The sequence below is a fragment of the Candidatus Planktophila sp. genome (assembly GCA_030681675.1).
Classification (GTDB): Bacteria; Actinomycetota; Actinomycetes; order Nanopelagicales; family Nanopelagicaceae; genus Planktophila.
This window is the reverse complement of sequence record JAUXRP010000040.1, coordinates 253,845-276,257: the sequence shown is the minus strand read 5'-3', so window position 1 is coordinate 276,257 and position 22,413 is coordinate 253,845. Positions and strand designations below refer to the sequence as shown.

The window sequence follows — 22,413 nt, the reverse complement described above, 5'->3', positions numbered from 1 at the left end:
AAAGCCCGGCTCGCATTTATAACTTTAAAACGATATTTTGTGTTAGTTCTAAATACCTTAATTAGCGTACGTAGATATTTTCGTAAGCGATAGCGCGGTTTCCTGCGGAGAATCCGTACACGCCCTTACCAATAGCATAAAGATCGATTTGCTCAACGATATAAAGTGCAGGCGCACTAGCAGTTACCTTAACTGCTACTTCCTTTAGAATCGCAAGTCGCTTAGCTGCATTAAGTTGTATAGAAGCCGACTTTATTAAGGCATCTTCTTCTGCGTTGCAGTAGAAAGCACCAACTGGCTTACATACGAAGATTGCATACGGACGAGAGGCATCTCCACGTGGGGCAGAGTTCCAAGAAAGTCCGAATGCATCACCCTTCCAGCTATTTGCGTTATATTGAGGTAACCACTGAGCAAAAGTAATAGTGGTGTAATTCAAAGTTACGCCAACTTTGGCAAGATCTGCCTTAACAGATTGATAAATCAAATTATCTGACGGGAATGAACCAACAGTGATATCAGCTGCAAGAGTTAATCCATTTTCATAGCCAGCAGCAGTTAGTAGTTCCTTAGCCTTTGCAGGGTCATATGGGTAACCAGTTACCGCCTTGTTATAACCCAAGACTGAAGGAGTTGTACCCTGAGTAGCTGCTTTGCCTTTGCCAGCAAGAAGACCGTTCGCAATTGCTACCTTATTTACTGCGTAATTAAGGGCTTGGCGAACACGAACATCTTTAACTGGACCGCCACCTACTACGTTAAATGCCAATGACATAACTTGAGGTGCTGGAACTGAAATCACTCTTGCCCTAGTTTTCTTTGCTGTAGCAATTTGATCTGGGTTTATGCCTGCAACCATATTTACTTGACCAGATTGTAAGGCTTGTAGACGTGATGCGGCATCAGCTAACGGAATAATTACTAGCTTGTCAGCCTTAGGTGTGCGCCATGAATCTGTGAAAGCGCTCATTTCAATTCGAGTTGTTGAGATTGAATCAACCTTATAGGGACCAGTTCCGATTGGCGCTTTTGAAAATACATCCTGACCTGCTGTAGCCCAAGCCTTTGGAGCAACAATGTAGAGAGCAGCTAATTGAGCCGGTAAGGTCGCATTTATATCTTTGGTCTTAAGATCTATTACATAATCGTTAACAACATTTGCGCCAGTTAATGAAATTAATTCTGTTGAACCGATAACCAATTTGCGTCCGTCTGCGCTTACGATGAAGTCAACAGTTGCTTTTACAGCAGCGGCGTTAAATGCTTCACCATTTGAGAACTTAACTCCTTGGCGCAAAGTAAAGCGCCAAGTAGTTGGATCCATAAGCTTCCAATATTTGGCAAGACGTGGGCGAACAATTCCTTTATGATCTACACGGGTTAGCGCGTCGAAGATTGCTGCGTAGGTGTGAATACCAGGAGTTCCTGGACCTTCTTTAAATGGATTGCCCTGGCTTGGTGGAAGTCCAGGTACTGCAACAGTAATAGTGCTTACGGCCGCACTCACAGGTGTCTGGCCCACGCCAACCAGCAAGGCCACCATGGCAATTGAAAGTGTGACGCTCAATATTTTCTTATGACTCATTTGTTCTCCTTAGGTCAGACCTACGTACCGTTGCGGGTACTTTGCTATAGTCAGCTCCGAAAGTCAACGAAATTCCATTATGCAGAACACAATTAATTTCTACTTAACAGGAAAGATATATAACATTTTGGAATAAATTTATGGAGCCAATATCAACTGTGAGTTATAAGGTTAAAGCGTGAAAATTGGCCCGATAGAGACTGTGACAATCCTGACCAATAATCTGGAGACTTCAGCGTCCATGTATATCTCAGCATTTGGATGGCAGATTAAGGGAGCCGAATACCAATTAGGAGCTGACGAAGCTAATAGATGGGAGGCGGCAAATCTGGTCGGTGCTCTAGTGGTTGAAGTTAGCGGAGTAAATGGCGGCGTTAGATTTATCGAATCTTCAAGTTATCAAAATCCAATGCCACTGGAAACGTTTGGCTGGACAGCACTAGAAATTTGTGTCAACGATGTTCACCGTTACGTTAAGCGAGCAGTTAGCGCTGGTTTCAAAGTCCTAAATGATGCTGTTCCTCTAGCTGGAACCGAGAAACCCCTACCTCTGATTGCAGCGCAACTTGCTGGAGTAAATGGTGAGGTTGTTTACATAACGCAAATTTTGGGCGAAGTTCCAAACTTTGAATTACCCGATGTTTCAAAAGAATCCGGCAGTATTTTTATTTGTGTCCTGGGTGCATCTGATATAGAAAAATCTAGAGAAGTAATTGAAGCTAACTTCGAAGTTCGGCGGGCAAGTGATCGTGAAGTAGCTATTAAGGTAATTAATCGGGTTTTTAAGAAACCACTTACAACTTTACACAGATTAAGTTCTCTGCAACTAGCTGGCCGAAATGCTATTGAAATTGACCAATTGCCAATTGAGGCTACTAACCGAGAAATTCTTTTCCAATCTTTGCCACCAGGAATAAGTGTTGTAACTGTTCGTGGGTCAGTTAGCGAGCCAAGAATCTTAAGGCTTCCAGATCACGCGCTTTTAGAGATTTTGCCCTACTGATTTAAGAATTATCAATCAATGCGAATAATGCGTTGATTTATATTTTGAGTAGGCGAGGAATCCTTCGATACCTAGTTCAGTACCGATTCCACTATTTTTTCGGCCACCGAATGGCGCTGCCGTGTTAAATCCAAAGCAATTTATTCCGACCGAGCCAATATCCATTTGATCGGCTACCTCGCGCGCGTGAGTCTCATCATTTGCCCATACCGAACCAGCTAAGCCAAATTCGGAATCGTTGGCAATAGCTACTGCATCTTGATCATTCTCGGCTCTGATAACTGAAATTACCGGGCCAAAGATTTCCTCCCGGCTAATGCGCATTTGATTTGTTGCATCGGCAAATATCGTGGGATTCAAGTACCAACCTTTATCTAAATCTTTCGGCCGATTTCCGCCAAATGCAATATGGGCACCTTCGATAATTCCCGATTGAATATAGCTTTCAACTTTCTCTCGATGAGCCTGACTAATTAGCGGTCCATTTTGCGTCTCGTCCTCAAATGGGTCACCAACTTTTATTCTCGCCACTGATTCGCAGATGGCATCCATAACTTCTGCATAGCGATTTTTAGTAACAATAATTCGCGAATGAATAAAACAATTTTGACCAGTAAAAGTAAAACCCAAATATGGCAGATTCTTGGAAAATGTTGTTATATCTACATCATCGAGCAACACGGCTGCAGATTTTCCACCTAGCTCGAGAACTGTCGGCGTAAAAGAATCCGCGCACGTCTTAGCAATTGCCTTGCCAGTTGCAGTTGAACCGGTAAAACCAACAATTCCTACCTTTTTATTAGCGACTAACGCTTCACCTGCTTCGCGCGAACCGGGAAGAACATTAATTACACCTGCAGGGAAACCAGCTTCAATTGCCGCCTCGGCAAATATATAACCCTCTAGCGGAGATTGTGGACTGGGTTTTAAAACTACAGTTCCACCCAGAGCCAGGGTCGGGCCAATCTTGAACATCCCCATTTCAAGAGTGCCGTTGAAGGGCACAATCACGGCAGTTACACCTCGTGATTCCAATTTAACCGAAGTACGTTTAACGCTACCTGGGTTTTGAAGTGAGGGAATTGGACGCATCTGATCAAGCTCAATCTGCTCAGCTAAATTCGCGTAATACATCAGAAGCTCTGCCGGTCGACTTGGTCTTGAGAATGTCGGCTTAAATGGTCGGCCTAATTCATGTGCGTACAGAACAGATAGTTCTTGATGCTTTAATTCCAAGATACTGGCAAACTTACGCATCAAATTTGCTCGATCTGTAACTGACCATGAACTCCAGCCAGACTTTGCTGCAAATGCACTGCTCGCAGCCTTAACTGCTAAATCTATATCTAAAGAATTGGCATCTGGTACTTGGCCAATTATCTCTTCAGTACTGGGGCTAATGATTTCAATTAGATTCTTAGAATTTGGTTTTACCCATTCTCCTCCGATAAAGAAATTACTTCGATGGTAGGAATCTAAATATAAATTCTTTACTTCGGTCGAAATCATTATTGCACCCTATAGTTCTTAGGTAGCCCTGGTGACCTGGAAATCCAGACGCTCTTTGTCCAGGTATAAAGATTTGGTGCATCAGTTCCGCCTTCGCGGCCATAACCTGAATTCCCGACTCCGCCAAATGGCATTAGATCTGAGAGAACCCGGTAGGTATTTACCCAAATGTTTCCGACTCTTAATTCACTGGCTATGCGATGGGCTTTACTTACATCACTGGTCCATACTCCTGCAGCCAACCCATAGTCGCTATCGTGAGCTTTCGCAATGGCATCTATTTCATTTTTAAAAGTAGCGATACTCAGTACCGGTCCAAAGATCTCCTCTTGTATGGCAGATGATGAAGTAGGAATATCTATAAATACGGTAGGTGGAACAAAAAAACCACCCGCTAACTTAGTCTCGGTAGGAACTTTCGCCGAAGCAATAATTTTACCGCCATCCTTCTTGGCAATATCAATGTAATTTAAAGTTTTTTGGGCCTGCAGCTTTGTAACTTGCGGGCCAACTTGAGTTGCCGCATCACGAGGATCTCCGACCAGAAGGTTTTCAAATCTAACTTTAAGGTCTGCAATAAATTTTGCTGAAATACTATCTTCAATAAATAACCTTGACCCAGCTATGCACATTTGGCCACAAGAACCAGTGACTCCTTCGACAACCCCATCAAGCGCTGCCGCTAAATCAGCATCAGCAAAAACTAATTGAGGTGATTTTCCGCCTAATTCGAGGGCGGCTGGGGCAAAATGTGCAGCTGCTGCCGAGCCGACTGCAGCTCCACTCTTATCTGATCCAGTAAATACCACCAACTTGGTGCGCGAATCAGCAACTAACTTCTTGCCTACCTCAGACCCACCTGTTAAAACTTGAACTACGCCTTTTGGTACGCCAGCTTCAATTAAAATCTCTTGCAGTCTTAACGCAGTTAGAGGAGTTTCAGCTGCTGGCTTAAGAATTGAAACATTTCCGAATGCCAGAGCTGGGGCAATTTTCTTAGCCGCAAAGAAATATGGCACATTCCACGGAATAATTCCGACGACAACACCATAAGGTTCGCGTTCAGTATAAGCATGAAAATCATTTGGAACTGGAACTACCGTTCCTACTAATTTATCTGCATAACCACCGTAATATTCAAAACATTCAGCGGCTCTAATTGCCTCGCGCTTGGTATCTGCAAGACGCTTACCTGTATTTAGCGTTTCTAATTCTGAGATTTCATCTGCTCGCTCGCGCATAATTTGACCCGCTTTAAACAAGATCCGGCCACGTTCACTCGCTGGGATTTTGCGCCATGTGGTAAAACTTTGTGTTGCAAGATCTAAAGCGGCATCTACTTCAGAATCTGAAAAATCAGGGACATCACCAATCTCCTCACCGGTAATTGGTGTATATATCTTACTCATTATTCCCTTTCTTACTTAACTAATTTAGCAATCATGCTAGCTCTGCCAATAACTTGGCGGACAATTTCTGGCCTCTTTGAATCGGCCGACAATTCACTTAAGCGAGAATACCTAGCCTCATAATCGGGATTATCCACTGTTTTATGGTTTGTTGTAGTAGTCGGCTGCAGAAAATCGATACAAAACTCTTTGCGCTCTTTCGCATACTTCGCTATCGGAAGTGAACTATTTTGAGCAATTGCGTCTATAAGTGCTTTAACAAGTGCAGCGCCATCCTGTACGCCAGAATTTAAGCCCATTCCACCATTGGTAGTTGTCAGATGCGCAGCATCGCCGGCTAGGGCGATCCGGCCTACACTAAATTCGCGTGCGATTCGTTGATGCGAGCGGTAAACCTCGTATTGCTTTAGCCTTAAATTCGACAAGGTAACACCTGGCAGGCGGTTTAATAATAACTCAATTGCCGCCTTAAAGTCAGCGCTGGGTTCAGATACTGAACCTTTGTCATCGCTGAAAATATCAACTCCTTCTAGCGGGGTTGTCATTGCAATACGCCAAATATCTGGGGTTCGAATCATTGATAACCGTCCGGTTGGACCAGACCAATAGGTCACCGGAGCTAAATCAGGCAAGTATTTTTCAAATGTAAATGGAGTTGCTACTACTGTAGTTGGATATGGATAGGTAAAGCCATCGAGTTCAATTCCGAGAGATTTTCGTACTGAACTGTGACTGCCATCTGCAGCAACGAGCCAATCTGAATATATTTCAGTTAGAGAGTTACGATTTAAGACTTTTGCACATACCCTTAGCGCATCTTGGGATACCGATTCCAGGACTGATTCGTATTGAATTTCAATGAGCGGATGCAGTGCAGCCGCAGAGCGTAGCAATTTCAAAACTTTATATTGCTCGAACTGCAATCTAAACGGAAACTTAACTTGATCATTTAAACAGTTATAGTCAAAATTAACTACTTCGTCTATTTCTAAATCACGATACTGCAATACTTCAACTTTGATGGCACCTGAGATAATTTCATCAGCTAGCCCCAGCTCATCAAAAATCTCTAGCGTGGGCGGATGAATTGTTGAACCGCGCCACTGTGATGGAACTTCAATTGAATTCTTCTCTACTACTAAAACTCTAACGCCATTTTGAGCCAGACCTAGGGCCACAACCAAACCAACTGGACCAGCTCCGATAACAATTACATCTACCTGAGTTTCGTTCATTAATTGCTGCTCATGACAATTTGATTATGCAGCTTATTTAATGCAGCGCTCTGACTATCAGGAATCAGATCCAATCTATTCATCTGACTAAAAAGATTCCAAGTACCCGCAATTTGGCTAGTAATAATAGGCATCTCTACTGAACTAACCATTTCTTCAATCGGTTCTAGGCTTGGAACCCCCGTGCCGGCAACTAAAAGCGCCTGATTTGGGCTCCTTTTTTTGCTACGACTTATGGCTTGCCTTAACGCCTTGGATATTTCTCCTTTAGTGAGGTCATAGATAGTCCCCGATTTATTTATCTCAATCAACTCTGCGATATTGTATCCGGCTTTGCTCCAAAAAATTGTTAACTCATCTGTAAGCCAGGATGGATAAGGCGAAACCAGGACTAGTTCTTTAACTTTAAGTGATTGCAACACTTTGTAAACTGAACCCGCGGCAGAAACTACCGGTTTACCTAGTTGCTCACTAGCAGCATCTGTCCATTTCTTATCGCCGGCTAATCCAAGTTGGTAAGAAGAACCTGTACATGCAACAAGTACTCCTTCAAGATTTAGTCCCTTAAGTGTGTCTATGGAATTTGGTAAATCAAAAACATACTTGGCTAAACGTTCTTTCAAATTAAAATCTGGATAATTAGGTAATCTAGTTATATATGGAAAATAGCTACTTGGAATTAGTGCGTGTACTTCGGGCTCGACCGCAGGATTAGCGCACGGAACTACGACGCCTATTTTCTTCTGCATGTTCAGAAATCTTAGTTAGGGTTTAATCGATTGCTACTGAGTATCGAGCTTTACGCCGATATCTTTCAGGGAGCGAAAGATTCTTTCAACAAAGGCATCACGTTCAGAATTGTCGAAAGCAAATGACTCATCCCGAATTATCGAATCAGGGTTGGTGATGGTGCCGCTGGCAATTGCAGAGCCCTCTATTTCAGCTAGTCTGCGCTTTACTACCCAAAGTTCGGCCGCAAGCTCAAAGATAACGTGCAATATATGATCATTAATATTTTCGGGCGCAAATTTGCCTAAGGGTTCGCGCTTACGATCGCTCATTTGGTGCACTCCCAAGTGGATGTCTTACCTTGAATTGTGTTTTTAACGGAAGCAAATTCTTCAGTTAAGAATGAATCTAAATCAGAATGTACATAGTTGTAGGCATATGGCTCATTATTGAAGCGATGATCGAAATATCGGTCGTAATCGCTCCAGATATTCAGCGGTTTTGTAGCTTGTAGCATGTCATTTATAACCAATATTCCGCCTGGACGTAACACCCGCTTGGCTTCTTTCACAGCAATTCGACCTTCGGCGAGCGGCATTTCATGGAGCAATGTGCTCATATAAATTAGGTCAAAAGTGTTATCGGCAAAATCCAACTTCTCTGCTAACTGCTGTGAGAAGTGAACTTCGGAATTAAGTCTGGTTGCACGCATATGCGCATAACGCACGAGTGGGCCAGCTAATTCAATTCCATAAACTTGCGCTTTTGGCCAACGCAATTTCGCAGCTACTGTGCCAGACCCGATTGCGCAGGCAATATCTAAGAATTTATCTACTACCCCGTCAGATGGTTCAGGTAGCTGGGCAATTCTTTCAATCTTTGCTTCGTCTTTATCGTTTGAGCCACCATGGAAAACTTTTGTACCGTAATGGTAAACATGTCCGCTTAATGGATCAGCATGATAGCTACCTGGTTGACGGTGATAAGGAATAACTGTGAAGTAATCGGGGTAAATAAAATTTGGATCCCAACGCAGAGTTCCGGGACCATCTTTTTCGGCATCAGTTAATTCTTGTTCGAGGGCAGCGCGATTCTTCTCGTATGAATCTAGAACTCTGGCCCAGTTTAGACCTTGGGTGCTGTGCAATATTCTGTTGCGAATACCTATTACTGGAATTGAATCGGCAACTGAGCGAGTCTCTTCAATTTTCGGATTTTCTGATTTGATTTTTCCAGCATCAATTTCACTTTTAAGAGCTCTTGCAGATGATGCGTTCATCGATCGCAATGCAAACATACGCAATCCTTCAATAAAATCTAGATAGCTTTCATCATCGTAAGATGACATTGCAGCCATAGTTCCAATAAAGCCGCGACCGGTAGGACCACCCTTGATCGCACTGTTTGCACTTGAAGCTTGGTTGGCCATCTCTTAACCCCATTTTCGCTCATTACAAAATTGGTGCTGAACCTAACTTGCCATTGGCGCAAATTATCATCCGGCAGGTACGCGAGCAAGAGGAGTTCCACTTGCGCATAATCGAGATTAACCGGATACCTAAAGCTAAGTAGCTCCCGCTTTCACGGATGAGAGTGCTGGGGAAATCGATGGCACAAGCAATCCCACGATCAGAGCACAACTCAAAATGCCCTCATTATTACTTCACGACAATGGAGGATTTAAGCGGTAGGTGCCTCTTCAGTCAGGTCACCAGGTGTGTCAGGAGTTTCAACTTTTGGAGCGCCTTTAAAGGTAAAGATTGCCTCAGCGCCTTCACCCTCAACATCTACAACGATTATTTCGCCGGCTTTGAGTTCGCCGAACAAGATGCGCTCTGAAAGTGCATCTTCAATTTCGCGTTGAATTGTACGGCGCAGTGGTCGGGCACCAAGAAGTGGATCGTAGCCACGAGCGGCAAGAAGATCCTTAGCCGTTTGAGTTAACTCAATTCCCATATCTTTTGCTTGCAAGCGATCATCAAGATTCTTAATCATTAAGTCTACGATTTGAACAATCTGATCCTTAGTCAACTGGTGGAAGACAATTACATCATCGATACGGTTCAGGAACTCTGGGCGGAAATGAGTCTTGAGTTCATCATTTACTTTGCCCTTCATTCGCTCATAATTAGTCTGTTCGTCATCGCTATTCGCAAAACCAAGACCGAGGCTCTTTGAAATATCGCGAGTACCGAGATTTGTGGTCATGATGATGACAGTGTTCTTAAAGTCAACGGTACGTCCCTGTGAATCAGTTAGGTGTCCATCTTCTAGAACTTGAAGGAGTGAGTTAAAAATATCTGGGTGTGCTTTCTCGATTTCATCGAAGAGAACAACTGAGAACGGACGACGGCGCACCTTTTCAGTGAGCTGTCCGCCCTCGTCATAACCAACGTAGCCTGGAGGCGCACCGAATAAACGGGATGCGGTATGACGCTCTGAATATTCAGACATATCGAGTTGAATCAATGCATCTTGATCTCCGAATAAGAAGGCTGCCAAGGTGCGGGAGAGTTCTGTTTTACCAACACCTGATGGACCGGCAAAGATAAATGAGCCGCCTGGGCGACGTGGATCTTTAAGCCCTGCACGCGTACGACGAATCGCTTGCGAGAGCGCTTTGATTGCCTGTTCCTGACCGATCACACGATTATGAAGTTCGTCCTCCATATGCAATAAACGTGCAGTCTCTTCTTCAGTCAACTTAAATACTGGGATACCGGTAGATATCGAAAGAACTTGCGCGATAAGCTCTTCATCAACTTCTGTGACCTTATCTAAATCAGTAGCCTTCCAATTCTTTTCTGCCTCATGCTTTTCAGTGATTAGTGCTTTTTCTTTATCGCGAAGTGCCGCGGCCTTTTCAAAGTCCTGACCATCGATTGCCGACTCTTTTTCCTTGCGAGCATCAGCGATCTTGTCATCGAATGCTCGTAGTTCAGCCGGGGCGGTCATGCGTTTAATGCGAAGACGTGAACCAGCCTCATCGATTAGATCGATCGCCTTATCTGGCAAGAAACGATCGGAAACATATCGATCGGCAAGATTTGCCGCTGCTGCAAGTGCCCCATCAGTAATAGAGACGCGGTGGTGAGTCTCATAGCGGTCGCGAAGACCTTTCAAAATTTCAATAGTCTGCGCAACTGATGGCTCTTTAACTTGAATCGGTTGGAAACGGCGCTCAAGGGCAGCATCTTTTTCAACATGCTTACGATACTCATCAAGTGTGGTTGCACCGATTGTTTGTAACTCACCTCGGGCAAGCATTGGCTTGAGAATGCTGGCCGCATCGATTGCACCTTCTGCAGCACCTGCGCCAACGAGTGTATGAATCTCATCGATAAAGAGAATGATGTCGCCACGAGTTTTAATCTCTTTGAGAACTTTCTTTAAGCGCTCTTCGAAATCTCCACGGTATCGACTACCGGCAACGAGTGCACCCAAATCAAGTGAGTACAACTGCTTATCTTTCAAAGTCTCTGGAACATCATTCTTGAAAATAGCTTGTGCAAGACCTTCGACAACGGCAGTTTTACCTACACCTGGCTCGCCGATTAATACTGGATTATTTTTAGTACGGCGAGACAAAACCTGCATCACTCGCTCAATCTCATTTTCGCGTCCGATTACTGGATCTAACTTTCCCTCACGGGCAGCCTGTGTGAGATTTCGGCCGAATTGATCTAGAACCAATGAAGTCGATGGAACGCCTTCTGCAGGTCCGCCCTGTGTGACCGCCTCTTTTCCTTGGTAACCAGAGAGCAGTTGAATTACCTGTTGACGCACACGATTTAAATCAGCGCCAAGTTTTACAAGAACTTGTGCTGCGACGCCTTCACCTTCGCGGATGAGTCCTAACAAAATATGTTCTGTACCAATGTAATTATGACCTAACTGAAGCGCTTCACGAAGTGAGAGCTCAAGGACTTTCTTGGCACGTGGAGTAAATGGAATATGACCGCTTGGTGCCTGTTGGCCCTGTCCGATGATCTCTTCTACCTGTGCACGGACGCCTTCAAGTGAGATTCCTAGAGACTCAAGTCCCTTAGCTGCTACGCCTTCGCCTTCGTGGATAAGCCCAAGCAGAATGTGCTCAGTGCCGATGTAGTTATGGTTGAGCATGCGAGCCTCTTCTTGGGCCAGCACAACCACTCGGCGAGCTCTATCTGTAAAGCGCTCAAACATTGGCCTACTCCTTCTTGTTCAATTCACTAAGCCTAACGCCTGATGGCGCATGGCGCATGGCCGCAAGGCGGATTGGATTTGATAGGTATAACCCCAGCAGTAGGGTTTTTATGCCCACATTAGCCCTATATCTAGGTCAGAATCTTCAACATTCTCGTGTTTCCGAGAGTGTTTGGCTTAGCCGATTCAAGATCTAAGAATTCGGCCACTCCGGCATCATAGGAGCGAAGAAGCTCCGCATAGACTTCAGGAGCAACTGGCGTGCCCTCAATTACTTCGAAACCGTGACGGCCAAAGAACTCTGTTTGAAATGTAAGACAGAAGATTTTTTCAACTCCAACTTCACGTGCGCGTTCAATAATTGACTCCAATATTTGATGGCCAATTCCCTGTTTGTGTAAACCCTCTTGAACTGCAACGGTTCGCACTTCCGCTAAATCCTCCCAAAGAATATGTAAGGCTCCGCATCCGACTAAAACTCCATCGTGTTCGGCGACAACAAACTCTTGAACGCTCTCATAAAGCGTCACGGTCTCCTTTGAAAGCATTTGACCAGGAGCAGCGTATGAATCTACAAGTTTGCGAATTTCCTTTACATCTTTAGTTTTGGCAGGTCTAATTACCAGCATCTTCAATCAGCCTCGGGTTTAACAAGTGGAAATAAAATGGTTTCGCGAATTCCAAGACCGGTGAGTGCCATAAGTAAACGATCTACTCCCATTCCCATTCCGCCCATTGGAGGCATTCCAAACTCCATCGCCCGTAGAAAATCTTCATCCACGTGCATCGCTTCAAGGTCACCGTTAGCACCTAAAGATGACTGTTCGACTAACCGTTCTCGCTGAATGACGGGATCAATAAGTTCGGAATATCCAGTGGCTAATTCAAATCCATCGATATATAAATCCCATTTTTCGGCAACACCTGGAAGCTCGCGATGTGCTCGGACAAGTGGCGAGGTGTCAACAGGGAAACCCATAACGAAAGTAGGTGCAATTAACTTGTCCTTGGCTACATGCTCGAAAATCTCTTCAGCTATCTTGCCTGTAATCCACTTAGGGTCAATTTTTATTCCAAGCTGTGCTGCAATAGTTTTTAGCTCCACACGTGAAGTAAGAGCTGTAACGTTCTGTCCAACAGCTTCAGAGATTGCTTCATACAGCGAGATTTCACGCCACTTTCCGCCCAGATCGGCTTGACGTCCATCATGATGCGTAACAACGTGAGAACCAGCAACTGCCATTGCAGCGTTCTGAACCAAGGTTCGTGTTAAATCGGCTATTGATTTCCAGTCGCCATAGGCTTGATAACTCTCGATCATTGCAAATTCTGGCGAATGCGATGAATCCGCGCCCTCATTGCGGAAATTACGATTGATTTCAAATACGCGTTCAATTCCACCAACAACGCAGCGTTTTAGAAATAGTTCGGGGGCAATACGTAAATAAAGATCCATGTCGTAAGCATTCGAGAATGATTTAAAAGGTCGAGCTGTTGCACCTCCATGCATTACTTGAAGCATTGGTGTTTCAACTTCGATGAAATTCGCCTTCGCAAAAGTATCCCGCAGAGACGTCATAACTGCTGGCCTTAAACGCGCATTCGCGCGCGCCTCAGGACGAACAATTAAATCCACATACCGCATACGAACACGCGTTTCTTCTGACATTGGTTTGTGATCGTTAGGTAGGGGCCGCAAAGATTTAGATGCCAATTTCCATGAATTAGCAAGAATTGAAAGTTCGCCACGTTTGGATGTAATAATTTCGCCAGTAACGGACACTATGTCACCTAAATCAATATCAGATTTCCAGGAGTCAATCGATTCTTGTCCAATTTTATCCAGGGAAAACATTGCTTGAAGTTCGGTGCCATCACCTTCACGAAGTGTTGCAAAACAAAGCTTCCCTGCATCACGTTTAAATATTATGCGTCCAGTTAAGCTTTCAATGATTCCCGTTGCACAATCAATGTCTAGTCCGGCATGCAATTCTCGTATTTCTAACAAAGATTTTGTCCGAGGCACGGAGACGGGGTATGGCTCAGTGCCGCTTTCAATTAGTGCCGCCCTCTTTTCCCGACGAATACGCAATTGCTCAGGCAAATCCTCTTCGGGGGTTAGATTTTCTTCGCTCATAATGGGGTGGAGTCTAACGGTTCATGCATTTCGTTCGTGAATTAGGCGAAGACCAATAAGTGTTAAATCTGGTTCGTGATCGGTAATAGTTTCTGAAACCCCAATAATCAATGGCGCTAATCCGCCCGTCGCAATAACTTTTGGTTTACCGGAATATGACTGGGCTAACTCAGTGCATATGCGGTCAACTAGGCCATCAACTTGGCCAGCAAAACCGAAAATAGTGCCCGACTGTAAGGCTTCCACAGTATTTTTACCGATCACATTTTTGGGTCGCACTAACTCGACTTTGCGTAACTGTGCTGCGCGAGCCGCTAATGCATCTACTGAGATCTCTATTCCGGGTGCAAGTGCACCGCCCAGGAACTCTCCTTTAGGTGATACAACATCGAGATTTGTTGATGTTCCAAAATCCACAACGATAGCCGGACCCCCAAAAATTGTATGAGCTGCTAACGTATTTACAATTCGATCTGCGCCAATTTCTTTTGGATTATCAACTAGAAGTGGGACCCCAGTTTTTATACCTGGCTCAACGATTGTTGTTCGAACATCGGAAAAGTAATCACTAATCATGCTTCGAAGTTCGCGAAGCGTTGCTGGCACAGTTGAGCATATAGATAGGCCTGTAACCGAAAAATCCTCAACTAAAGAGCGATACTGCAGCCAAAGCTCATCGGCAGTACTTCGAGGATCAGTCTTTACCCGCCATGAACGAATTAAATCTTCATCAAAAATTCCAAGAACAGTGTTTGTATTTCCCACATCGATTGTTAATAGCATCAGGCACCCATTCTCATATTATCTATTAAGCGCACACCATCAATCCAACCGGCAATAATTGCACGCTTGTGTTGTGTTAAATCCGATGCCAGAGAGAAATTCTCCTCATCGATAATTGTTGCATAATCACATCTAAAACCGACATCAGTAGCAATTGTTGTATCAATTATCTCTTGAGCGATTGCAATGGTCGGTGCCAATCGAGCTGCTGCCATTGCGCGGTAAATTACATTTGCACTTGCTCGGCCGGTTTCACTTAAGCGTATATTTCGAGAAGAGAGCGCTAAGCCATCAAATTCGCGCACGGTTGGAACACCAATTATTTTAACTCCACTTTCCATCGCTCTAATAATTTGCAGCTGCTGGAAATCTTTCTCGCCAAAGACCGCTGCTTCTGGCTTTACGATGTCAAATAAACGGCTTACAACGGTTACCACGCCATCAAAATGACCAGGTCGAGATTTTCCTTCATAGAGTTCGGCGATTGCGCCAGCCTTCAAGAGGTTAATCTGGCTTGGATAAATCTCTTCGTAATCTGGCATCCAAATCTCGGTCGCCCCAGCAAGCGTTGCCAATTGAATATCACGCTCGGGGCTACGAGGATATGCGGCAAGGTCATCGGCGCTTTCAAACTGAAGGGGATTTATAAATATGCTAACTACAACATCCTTGCTCATGCTTCGTGCGCGTTTAATCAACGCTTGGTGACCCTTGTGCAGGGCGCCCATCGTTGGCACTAATACGCTCATATAGCTCCAGTCCTTTCAGGTACCGGGCGAGGTAATAAAAGTTTACGGGTTAAGCGGCAATTGCGCCAAAAGTTGATCGACGCGGCCATGCGAAAGTAGAACTGCATCGGCATCAATTTCAAGCCACGGCTCCAAAACAAATCTGCGCTTGTGCGCACGGGGGTGCGGGAGCTCTAACTCATTGCTCTTACTCAAAAGCCCACCAAATTGGATGAGATCTAAATCTATTGTTCGTGGTCCCCAATGTTCACTCCGCTCACGACCTAAGCTCTTTTCGATGCCTTGCAAGAGGGAGAGCAAATCTAAAGCGGGAAGTTCGCTCTCAATAATGCATACTGCATTTAGATAATCGGGTTGTGCAGGTCCACCAACTGGTGCAGTTTTGTAGAACGAAGAAACACTAATAACTTCTGTGGACTCTCGCAAAAGTGATAAAGCTATCTCTAAATTCTCTAGCGGATTGCCTATGTTGGCACCTAAAGCAATAACCGCTTTCATCGACTGCGAGTGATCTGCACCGCAATATCTTTTAGTGAGGCAGATACTGGAGCTTGTGGTTTGTGGACTGTAACCGAAACAGAATTAACTCTTGAATATAAATTTAGAATTCGCTCAGCAATGCGGCCGGCAAGTTTTTCAATGAGAGAAACTGGATTAGTTGTGATTTCGGTGACTACCAAATCGGTAATCTCGGCGTAGTTAACGGTCTCATCAATTGAATCACTCTGTGACACCGCTTGAAGGTCAATATTTAAAACTACATCCACAAAGAAATCTTGACCATTCGTGCGCTCATGCTCAAAGAGGCCGTGGTATCCAAAGCCATAGACTCCTGTAAGTAGAATCTGATCGCTCATATTGACATCACTTCTTTGTGAGGCTTCACAGAATGAACTCTAACTCCCCAAATACCTGATGCGCTCAGGCGCTTTGTTAGGGCGATACTTGCCGTTTCGCGTTCATCGGGCGTATCCCCGCCCAAAAAACGTTTACGTGATGCACCGATTAATACAGGGTATCCAAGGGCTACAAACTCATCGATGTGATCAATAATCTCCCAGTTATGGTGCGCATCTTTAGCAAATCCAATGCCCGGATCAATTATTAGTTTGTCATTACTGATTCCTGCATCTAACGCCGCAGCAATTCTTCCCTGAAGTTCAGCAATAACATCCTGAATAACATTGCGGTAAATGGCCATTGAGTTCATCTCCTTGGATTGTCCTCGCCAGTGCATTGCAATGTAAGGAGTTTTAAGCTCTGCGGCAGTTGTGAGCATCTCTGGATCTGCTAATCCCCCGCTTACATCATTAATAATGTGTGCTCCGGCGGCTATCGCAGCTCTTGCTGTGCTCGCACGCATGGTGTCGATGCTGAGTTGTACTCCATCCTTAGCGAGTTCAGTTATCACAGGAATCACGCGATCTAACTCTTCTGTCTCACTCACGCGATCAGCGCCAGGACGCGTTGATTCGCCTCCGATATCGATGATGTCCACGCCCTGAGCGATCATTTCACGTGCATGCAGTACTGCTTTTTTAAAAGAGTTATATCGTCCACCATCGGCAAATGAGTCGGGGGTTATATTGAGAATTCCCATAACTAACATCGTGTTTACCGATTTGTAATAAGACTAATTGCCTCTGCGCGTGTAGCAGCATTTAATAACGCGCCACGAACCGCGCTAGTGGTTGTTCTAGCCTGAGACTTTTTAACTCCACGCATCGACATACACAAATGCTCGCAGTCGATAATGACAATAACACCCAACGGATCGAGAATTTCAACAAGAGCATCGGCGATTTGAGTTGTTAAACGCTCTTGTACTTGAGGGCGCTTTGCATAAACATCGACGAGCCGGGCTAACTTTGAAAGACCGGTAATCTTGCCGCTCGGAATGTATCCAATATGTGCAACACCATGAAATGGCGTCAAGTGGTGTTCGCAATGTGAAAATACTTCTATATCTCTAACTATCACTAACTCTTCATGACCGATATCAAAAGTTGTTGTCAGCACTTCTTCAGGGGCTTGCCAAAGGCCACCAAAATTTTCTTTCATCGCACGAGCAACGCGTGCCGGAGTATCTATTAACCCTTCCCTATCTGGATCTTCACCTAAAGCTAATAAGAGTTCGCGCACTGCACGTTCAGCTCTTGCCTGATCATAAGGTCCAGATGCGCGCCCATCATTAATAGAGACTTTACTTATCGACACGTGCGGCCTTCTTACGACGTGTAGTTTTTTTCACTTCTTCAACAGGTTCATCTATGCGCATTGGAACCTCCACTGGTGGTTGATCCGATGGTAGGCGTGTAATCGAACCAGTCCAAGCTGGGCGAGCGGTAACTGACTTAACTTTCTTAAATATTTCAGTAATCTCGTCCTTATTGAGTGTCTCTTTTTCAAGTAGTTCTAAGACCATTTTATCCAAAATCTCGCGATTTGCCACCAAAATATCAAAGGCCTCTTGATGTGCATTTTCAATGAGTTTGCGGATCTCACTATCAACTAAACCGGCAATACTCTCTGAATAATCACGCTGGTGTCCATAATCACGACCCATAAATGGTGCATCACTATTGGCACCCAACTTAATAGCACCAATTGCTTCGGTCATTCCATATTGAGTGACCATAGCGCGTGCCAATGCCGTTGCCTTTTCAATGTCGTTTGAAGCACCTGTTGACGGATCATGAAAAATCAATTCTTCGGCTGCACGACCGCCAAGAGAATAGGCCAATTGATCTAGAAGTTGATTACGGGTAGTTGAGTATCGATCCTCATCGGGGAGAATCATTGTGTAACCAAGTGCCCGACCACGCGGCATGATAGTAATTTTATGGACCGGATCTGTGTGCGGAAGAGCATGTGCGACTAATGCATGTCCGCCCTCGTGATACGCCGTCACTCGACGTTCATCATCACTCATAATGCGTGACTTGCGTTGCGGTCCGGCCATTACTCGATCAATGGCTTCGTCAAGCTCGGTATTTGAAATTACTTTCTTTTCTTCGCGAGCAGTTAAGAGCGCAGCTTCGTTGAGTACATTTGCAAGATCGGCACCAGTAAAACCTGGAGTTCGACGTGCATAATCAATAAGTTTGACATCACCACTTAGCGGTTTATTTTTCGCATGAACGGCCAAGATAGCTTCTCTTCCCTTTAAATCCGGCCGATCGACGGCAATTTGGCGATCAAAACGCCCAGGGCGAAGCAGTGCGGGATCTAAAACATCTGGCCTATTGGTTGCAGCAATCAGAATTACCTTAGTATTTTCTTCAAAGCCATCCATCTCAACTAAGAGTTGGTTAAGTGTCTGCTCACGCTCATCATGGCCACCACCCATACCAGCACCGCGCTGGCGTCCAACTGCATCGATCTCGTCAACAAAAACTATTGCTGGAGTATTTAATTTTGCCTGGGTAAATAAGTCGCGTACTCGTGCAGCACCCACACCAACAAACATTTCTACAAAGTCGGAGCCTGAAATTGAGTAGAAAGGAACTCCCGCTTCTCCTGCAACAGCACGAGCAAGCAAAGTCTTTCCAGTTCCTGGAGGGCCAAAAAGCAATACGCCCTTTGGAATTTTCGCACCGAGTGCACCGTATTTATCGGGATTTGCTAGAAAATCCTTAATCTCCTGGAGCTCAGCAATTGCTTCTTCGGCACCTGCAACATCTTTGAAGGTAGTTTGTGGTACATCATTATTCTGAAGTTTTGCTCGAGATTTACCAAATTGGAAGACTTTATTGCCACCTTGCGCTTGGCTCATCATCCAAAAAAAGAGAAAACCTATTAATAAAAATGGGATGATTGAAAAGAGAAATGAAACAAGGAGGGATTGAGATGGTACGCGTACATTCCAACCTTTTGAGGGCGGATTAGATGTAAGCGCATCAATAATAGTTGGCTCTTGCCTAGCAACATACGAAGCCTCTACTTTGCTAACTCCTTCAATTGTTGAGCCGGGCTTTAAGATTAAGCGAATCTTTTGATCTTTATCAACAACTTCGGCAGACTCCACATTTGACTGCGCAATTGCATCTAACGCTTGAGATGTTTCAATTTGTGTGTAACGATTTCCCGCAGATGTTATTTGGCCGAAGATGGAAACTGCAAAAATAGCGACCAGAATCCAAAAAAGTGGTCCCCGAAATATTCGACTGGTGCGGGTAGTAGGTTTCTTAACAGATGTGCCTCCTGTAAAACTTTTTTTCAGTGGGCTATTTTTTTCCCTCTTTTTTGCTGGCGGCTTAGTCGCTGACATTTTATGTATTTCTCGTTTCTTCAGGATCTACGAATACATGTGCTTAGCAAGCACACCTATGAATGGAAGGTTGCGATATTTTTCATCAAAATCGAGACCATACCCAACAACAAAATCAGGTGGAATTTCAAATCCGACATATTTAACATTCACTTCAACTTTAGCCGCCTCAGGTTTACGTAAAATTGAAAGAATTTCAACACTCCCGACTCCGCGCGATTCAAGGTTTGCCTTGAGCCATGAGAGAGTTAATCCCGAATCAACTATGTCTTCAATGATTAAAACATTTCTTCCTGTTATGTCACGATCTAAATCTTTTAGAATACGAACTACTCCACTAGATTTTGTTCCAGAGCCGTAGGATGAAACCGCCATCCAATCTATCTCGATGTGGCGTTGCATTGCACGTGAAATATCGGCCACAGCCATTACTGCACCCTTTAGAACACCGATCAATAGAAGATCTCTTCCCTCATAATCTTTATCAACTCGCGCCGCAAGTTCTTTTATTTTTGCTTGCAACTCATCCTCAGTGACGACAACCCGTTCGATCTCATGTGCAACTCCAGCTAAATCCACGAAGGCTCCCTTTGGTTCAGTTACGTAAGAGCGAAAGTCTGCCCGAAAAACGCTCAACCTTCACACCACCTGGCAGGTGAGCAGCCCCCTGCCCGCTCCAGGCCGTGACTAACGCCTCAATTGAGCCCACATGCTCAGCTGAAATCGAGCCAGATGGGGCACCTGCAGCATAAATTGCCGCGCGAATAACCCGACTTCGGATAGCCCGAGGCAGGTGAGCTAAGTAATCACAAGCTAAATCGCTCAAATCAATCTGCTGGATTTCTCGCTCCGCCCAGGCATCAAGGGCATCTGCATCTTGGCGTAAAAGGTCGGCAGTCCGAGCAAGCGCATCAGAAATTCCAGGTCCGATCGTCTTTTCAAGGATTGGGATCGCTTGCATTCGGACACGAACGCGCGCAAAGCTTAAATCCGAATTATGGGGATCGGTCCATGCAAATAAACCAACCTCTTGGCACAAGCCTACGGTTTGTTCGCGTGTAATAGAAAGTAGTGGTCGAATATATTTTCCATTCCTCACCGCCATACCAGAGAGTGAACGAGTACCTGAGCCACGTGCTAGACCAAGTAAAACGCCTTCGGCTTGATCATCGCGGGTATGCCCCAAAAAGATTGCAGCTGCATTCAACGTGGTGCCAATTGAATCAAGTGCGGCATATCTTGCTTTGCGCGCCGATGCTTCTAACCCATCGGTGACTTCGACTGAAACCTTTTCAATTGTGATTTCGATACCAAGAGAATTCATTTGTTCAACTACTTTGAGAGCTTGAACCCCAGATCCAGATTGAAGCTGGTGATCTATGGTTACTGCGTGAAGTTGGATTGCAAACTTTGGAGCTTCAAGCGTGAGTGCGTACGCAAGTGCTAATGAGTCCGCCCCACCTGAAACCGCAACAATTATTAAATCACCGGCCTCAAAGGTTTCGAGCGCGCCTCTAACTGCGCTTCTGATCGCTGGTGCGCTTGAATCCATACGTTAAGACTAGACCCGACCACCAAAAGGCATAAGTCCCTTAACGCTATAAATACTTGAGTACAACAAGCCGGCACTCTTTGAATTTGCCTCCCACATCATTCCGTTTCCGGCATAGATCGCCATGTGGTGAATAGTTGAAATTGTTCCCTTGTATGAATAAAACAAGAGATCCCCAGGCACTAGAGCATTGAGCGAAACATGCATCGTATAACCCGAATAAAGCGCTGAGTTAAGTCGATCCCAATTAGGCCATGCTAGTCCAGCGGATTTATACGCGGCATAAACAAGACCTGAGCAGTCAAAAGCATTTGGTCCCTCATCACCCCAAACATAAGGTTTGCGCGCTAGAACTTGTTTCTTTGCATACTCAACGGCTTTAAGGCGTTGTGCCTCTGTCGTTCGAAAAGTTGATCGCCCTTTAAAACCTCTATCTGGCCAAATCTTTGACTGCCCCGAGGTCTGTGTTGCTTGATTAGCTTGCGCTTCTTCTAAGAGTGCTAACTGACGCTGTTGTTCCAGAGTAGTTCGTACTTTCCGAGCACTTAGCAACTCTTTCATTAGTTCATCTTGGACTTTCTGTAACTTAGCAACTTCTTTTGCTTGCTCAGCTTTCGCATCATCGGCAACTCTTTTAGCTGCCGCAACTTTAGCCGTTGCTCTTTGTTGTTCAGCCGCTGCATCATCGGCGGCTAACTTTGCTGCTCGTGCAATTACTTCTGCCGCTTTGAATCGCTCCAATGCAACTGTATTTTTAGAACCTAAAGTACTTAAGGTATTGAGTTGATCTATTAGATCCTGTGGGCCATTAGCACTGAGCAATGGTTGAATATCACTCATGCTTCCGCCCAAAATATATGCATTCGACGCAAGTCGTCCAATAACACTATGTGCTTCTTCAACTGCGGTTGCAGTCTTGGCTGCATTTTTTGCCTCCGCAAGTGCAGCTGATTCTGCTTTTGCTAACTCTTTTTGTGCTTTAACATATGAGGTTGCGGCGACATTTGCTTTTGCGGTTAATGTCCGTAGGTTTTGATTTGCAGCTGCCAATTTTTCGGCCTGAACTTCCGCTGCTTTTTTTCGTTCGTCTTCAATCTTTTTAGCCGCTTCAATTTGAGCAAGAGATGGTTTTGGGCTCTTTGCAAAAGCTGGCGCAGATGCCATGGTCAGTACGGCAATCAGAGCAAGTGAAATCGCCCTATTTCTTTTCAAATCAAAACCTCCGGGGGAAGACCTTAAGAATAAATGAACTCTCTTAAAAAAGAGG

Annotated in this window: 21 protein-coding genes; 1 reads left to right on the top strand and 20 read right to left on the bottom strand. The window is 44.8% G+C overall.

Features of this window, described 5'->3' with window-relative positions:
* Nucleotides 1-61 precede the first annotated feature (61 nt).
* On the bottom strand, nucleotides 62-1,585 hold the full coding sequence (locus Q8K48_08465; GenBank protein MDP1852427.1) for an ABC transporter substrate-binding protein: 1,524 nt from the start codon (nucleotides 1,583-1,585) through the stop codon (nucleotides 62-64).
* A 241-nt stretch (nucleotides 1,586-1,826) separates the two neighbouring features.
* Between Q8K48_08465 and Q8K48_08460 the strand changes: the two genes are divergently transcribed.
* Nucleotides 1,827-2,588: a hypothetical protein gene (locus Q8K48_08460; protein MDP1852426.1), complete on the top strand. Its 762-nt coding sequence runs from the start codon at nucleotides 1,827-1,829 to the stop codon at nucleotides 2,586-2,588.
* A gap of 15 nt (nucleotides 2,589-2,603) precedes the next feature.
* Here Q8K48_08460 and Q8K48_08455 read toward each other — a convergent pair whose 3' ends face one another.
* The 19 genes from Q8K48_08455 to Q8K48_08365 all read right to left on the bottom strand — a co-directional run bounded on the left by Q8K48_08455 (nucleotide 2,604) and on the right by Q8K48_08365 (nucleotide 22,358).
* Nucleotides 2,604-4,097: an aldehyde dehydrogenase family protein gene (locus Q8K48_08455; GenBank protein MDP1852425.1), complete on the bottom strand. Its 1,494-nt coding sequence runs from the start codon at nucleotides 4,095-4,097 to the stop codon at nucleotides 2,604-2,606.
* Nucleotides 4,097-5,506: an aldehyde dehydrogenase family protein gene (locus Q8K48_08450; GenBank protein ID MDP1852424.1), complete on the bottom strand. Its 1,410-nt coding sequence runs from the start codon at nucleotides 5,504-5,506 to the stop codon at nucleotides 4,097-4,099. Before Q8K48_08450 ends, Q8K48_08455 begins: the two co-directional genes overlap by 1 nt.
* A gap of 11 nt (nucleotides 5,507-5,517) precedes the next feature.
* Nucleotides 5,518-6,741: an NAD(P)/FAD-dependent oxidoreductase gene (locus Q8K48_08445; protein MDP1852423.1), complete on the bottom strand. Its 1,224-nt coding sequence runs from the start codon at nucleotides 6,739-6,741 to the stop codon at nucleotides 5,518-5,520.
* A complete protein-coding gene (locus Q8K48_08440) occupies nucleotides 6,741-7,490 on the bottom strand; it encodes a hypothetical protein (protein MDP1852422.1) in 750 nt (249 codons plus the stop codon). Before Q8K48_08440 ends, Q8K48_08445 begins: the two co-directional genes overlap by 1 nt.
* 33 nt (nucleotides 7,491-7,523) lie before the next feature.
* Nucleotides 7,524-7,802: a hypothetical protein gene (locus Q8K48_08435; GenBank protein MDP1852421.1), complete on the bottom strand. Its 279-nt coding sequence runs from the start codon at nucleotides 7,800-7,802 to the stop codon at nucleotides 7,524-7,526.
* Nucleotides 7,799-8,899: a methyltransferase domain-containing protein gene (locus Q8K48_08430; protein ID MDP1852420.1), complete on the bottom strand. Its 1,101-nt coding sequence runs from the start codon at nucleotides 8,897-8,899 to the stop codon at nucleotides 7,799-7,801. The genes Q8K48_08435 and Q8K48_08430 overlap by 4 nt, the downstream gene beginning before the upstream one ends.
* 251 nt (nucleotides 8,900-9,150) lie before the next feature.
* Nucleotides 9,151-11,655, bottom strand: coding sequence for an ATP-dependent Clp protease ATP-binding subunit (locus Q8K48_08425; protein ID MDP1852419.1), 2,505 nt, complete (start codon nucleotides 11,653-11,655; stop codon nucleotides 9,151-9,153).
* 131 nt (nucleotides 11,656-11,786) lie between these two features.
* Nucleotides 11,787-12,284, bottom strand: a complete 498-nt coding sequence (locus tag Q8K48_08420) for an amino-acid N-acetyltransferase (GenBank protein MDP1852418.1) — start codon at nucleotides 12,282-12,284, stop codon at nucleotides 11,787-11,789.
* Between the two features lie 2 nt (nucleotides 12,285-12,286).
* A complete protein-coding gene (lysS, locus tag Q8K48_08415) occupies nucleotides 12,287-13,792 on the bottom strand; it encodes a lysine--tRNA ligase (GenBank protein MDP1852417.1) in 1,506 nt (501 codons plus the stop codon).
* Between the two features lie 21 nt (nucleotides 13,793-13,813).
* Nucleotides 13,814-14,575 carry a type III pantothenate kinase gene (locus Q8K48_08410; GenBank protein ID MDP1852416.1) on the bottom strand — a complete coding sequence of 254 codons (762 nt, stop codon included), beginning with the start codon at nucleotides 14,573-14,575 and terminating at the stop codon, nucleotides 13,814-13,816.
* The gene (panC, locus tag Q8K48_08405; protein MDP1852415.1) at nucleotides 14,575-15,324 is read right to left on the bottom strand and encodes a pantoate--beta-alanine ligase; all 750 of its coding nucleotides are present in this window, start codon (nucleotides 15,322-15,324) and stop codon (nucleotides 14,575-14,577) included. The genes Q8K48_08410 and panC overlap by 1 nt, the downstream gene beginning before the upstream one ends.
* 42 nt (nucleotides 15,325-15,366) lie before the next feature.
* A complete protein-coding gene (gene folK, locus Q8K48_08400) occupies nucleotides 15,367-15,822 on the bottom strand; it encodes a 2-amino-4-hydroxy-6-hydroxymethyldihydropteridine diphosphokinase (protein MDP1852414.1) in 456 nt (151 codons plus the stop codon).
* Nucleotides 15,819-16,181 carry a dihydroneopterin aldolase gene (gene folB, locus Q8K48_08395; GenBank protein MDP1852413.1) on the bottom strand — a complete coding sequence of 121 codons (363 nt, stop codon included), beginning with the start codon at nucleotides 16,179-16,181 and terminating at the stop codon, nucleotides 15,819-15,821. Before folB ends, folK begins: the two co-directional genes overlap by 4 nt.
* Nucleotides 16,178-16,924 (bottom strand): dihydropteroate synthase, encoded by a 747-nt coding sequence (gene folP / locus Q8K48_08390; GenBank protein MDP1852412.1) that lies wholly within the window; start codon nucleotides 16,922-16,924, stop codon nucleotides 16,178-16,180. The genes folB and folP overlap by 4 nt, the downstream gene beginning before the upstream one ends.
* Nucleotides 16,925-16,938: 14 nt before the next feature.
* Nucleotides 16,939-17,541 carry a GTP cyclohydrolase I FolE gene (gene folE / locus Q8K48_08385; GenBank protein ID MDP1852411.1) on the bottom strand — a complete coding sequence of 201 codons (603 nt, stop codon included), beginning with the start codon at nucleotides 17,539-17,541 and terminating at the stop codon, nucleotides 16,939-16,941.
* Complete coding sequence (gene ftsH / locus Q8K48_08380) at nucleotides 17,528-19,594, bottom strand: ATP-dependent zinc metalloprotease FtsH (protein ID MDP1852410.1); 2,067 nt, start codon at nucleotides 19,592-19,594, stop codon at nucleotides 17,528-17,530. Before ftsH ends, folE begins: the two co-directional genes overlap by 14 nt.
* Before the next feature lie 27 nt (nucleotides 19,595-19,621).
* Nucleotides 19,622-20,173 carry a hypoxanthine phosphoribosyltransferase gene (hpt, locus tag Q8K48_08375; GenBank protein MDP1852409.1) on the bottom strand — a complete coding sequence of 184 codons (552 nt, stop codon included), beginning with the start codon at nucleotides 20,171-20,173 and terminating at the stop codon, nucleotides 19,622-19,624.
* 16 nt (nucleotides 20,174-20,189) lie between these two features.
* Nucleotides 20,190-21,146, bottom strand: coding sequence for a tRNA lysidine(34) synthetase TilS (gene tilS / locus Q8K48_08370; protein MDP1852408.1), 957 nt, complete (start codon nucleotides 21,144-21,146; stop codon nucleotides 20,190-20,192).
* 9 nt (nucleotides 21,147-21,155) lie between these two features.
* Nucleotides 21,156-22,358 (bottom strand): NlpC/P60 family protein, encoded by a 1,203-nt coding sequence (locus tag Q8K48_08365; GenBank protein ID MDP1852407.1) that lies wholly within the window; start codon nucleotides 22,356-22,358, stop codon nucleotides 21,156-21,158.
* Nucleotides 22,359-22,413 lie beyond the last annotated feature (55 nt).

What these genes read in the sequence shown, in the direction of transcription:
- Q8K48_08455 (MDP1852425.1), bottom strand. Translation starts at nt 4,097, where the DNA reads ATGATTTCGACCGAAGTAAAGAATTTATATTTAGATTCCTACCATCGA.
- Q8K48_08465 (MDP1852427.1), bottom strand. Translation starts at nt 1,585, where the DNA reads ATGAGTCATAAGAAAATATTGAGCGTCACACTTTCAATTGCCATGGTG.
- Q8K48_08410 (MDP1852416.1), bottom strand. Translation starts at nt 14,575, where the DNA reads ATGCTATTAACAATCGATGTGGGAAATACAAACACTGTTCTTGGAATT.
- tilS (MDP1852408.1), bottom strand. Translation starts at nt 21,146, where the DNA reads ATGGATTCAAGCGCACCAGCGATCAGAAGCGCAGTTAGAGGCGCGCTC.
- Q8K48_08425 (MDP1852419.1), bottom strand. Translation starts at nt 11,655, where the DNA reads ATGTTTGAGCGCTTTACAGATAGAGCTCGCCGAGTGGTTGTGCTGGCC.
- Q8K48_08435 (MDP1852421.1), bottom strand. Translation starts at nt 7,802, where the DNA reads ATGAGCGATCGTAAGCGCGAACCCTTAGGCAAATTTGCGCCCGAAAAT.
- Q8K48_08420 (MDP1852418.1), bottom strand. Translation starts at nt 12,284, where the DNA reads ATGCTGGTAATTAGACCTGCCAAAACTAAAGATGTAAAGGAAATTCGC.
- folB (MDP1852413.1), bottom strand. Translation starts at nt 16,181, where the DNA reads ATGAGCGATCAGATTCTACTTACAGGAGTCTATGGCTTTGGATACCAC.
- Q8K48_08450 (MDP1852424.1), bottom strand. Translation starts at nt 5,506, where the DNA reads ATGAGTAAGATATATACACCAATTACCGGTGAGGAGATTGGTGATGTC.
- Q8K48_08430 (MDP1852420.1), bottom strand. Translation starts at nt 8,899, where the DNA reads ATGGCCAACCAAGCTTCAAGTGCAAACAGTGCGATCAAGGGTGGTCCT.
- Q8K48_08445 (MDP1852423.1), bottom strand. Translation starts at nt 6,741, where the DNA reads ATGAACGAAACTCAGGTAGATGTAATTGTTATCGGAGCTGGTCCAGTT.
- Q8K48_08440 (MDP1852422.1), bottom strand. Translation starts at nt 7,490, where the DNA reads ATGCAGAAGAAAATAGGCGTCGTAGTTCCGTGCGCTAATCCTGCGGTC.
- folK (MDP1852414.1), bottom strand. Translation starts at nt 15,822, where the DNA reads ATGAAAGCGGTTATTGCTTTAGGTGCCAACATAGGCAATCCGCTAGAG.
- lysS (MDP1852417.1), bottom strand. Translation starts at nt 13,792, where the DNA reads ATGAGCGAAGAAAATCTAACCCCCGAAGAGGATTTGCCTGAGCAATTG.
- panC (MDP1852415.1), bottom strand. Translation starts at nt 15,324, where the DNA reads ATGAGCGTATTAGTGCCAACGATGGGCGCCCTGCACAAGGGTCACCAA.
- ftsH (MDP1852410.1), bottom strand. Translation starts at nt 19,594, where the DNA reads ATGTCAGCGACTAAGCCGCCAGCAAAAAAGAGGGAAAAAAATAGCCCA.
- Q8K48_08460 (MDP1852426.1), top strand. Translation starts at nt 1,827, where the DNA reads ATGTATATCTCAGCATTTGGATGGCAGATTAAGGGAGCCGAATACCAA.
- folP (MDP1852412.1), bottom strand. Translation starts at nt 16,924, where the DNA reads ATGGGAATTCTCAATATAACCCCCGACTCATTTGCCGATGGTGGACGA.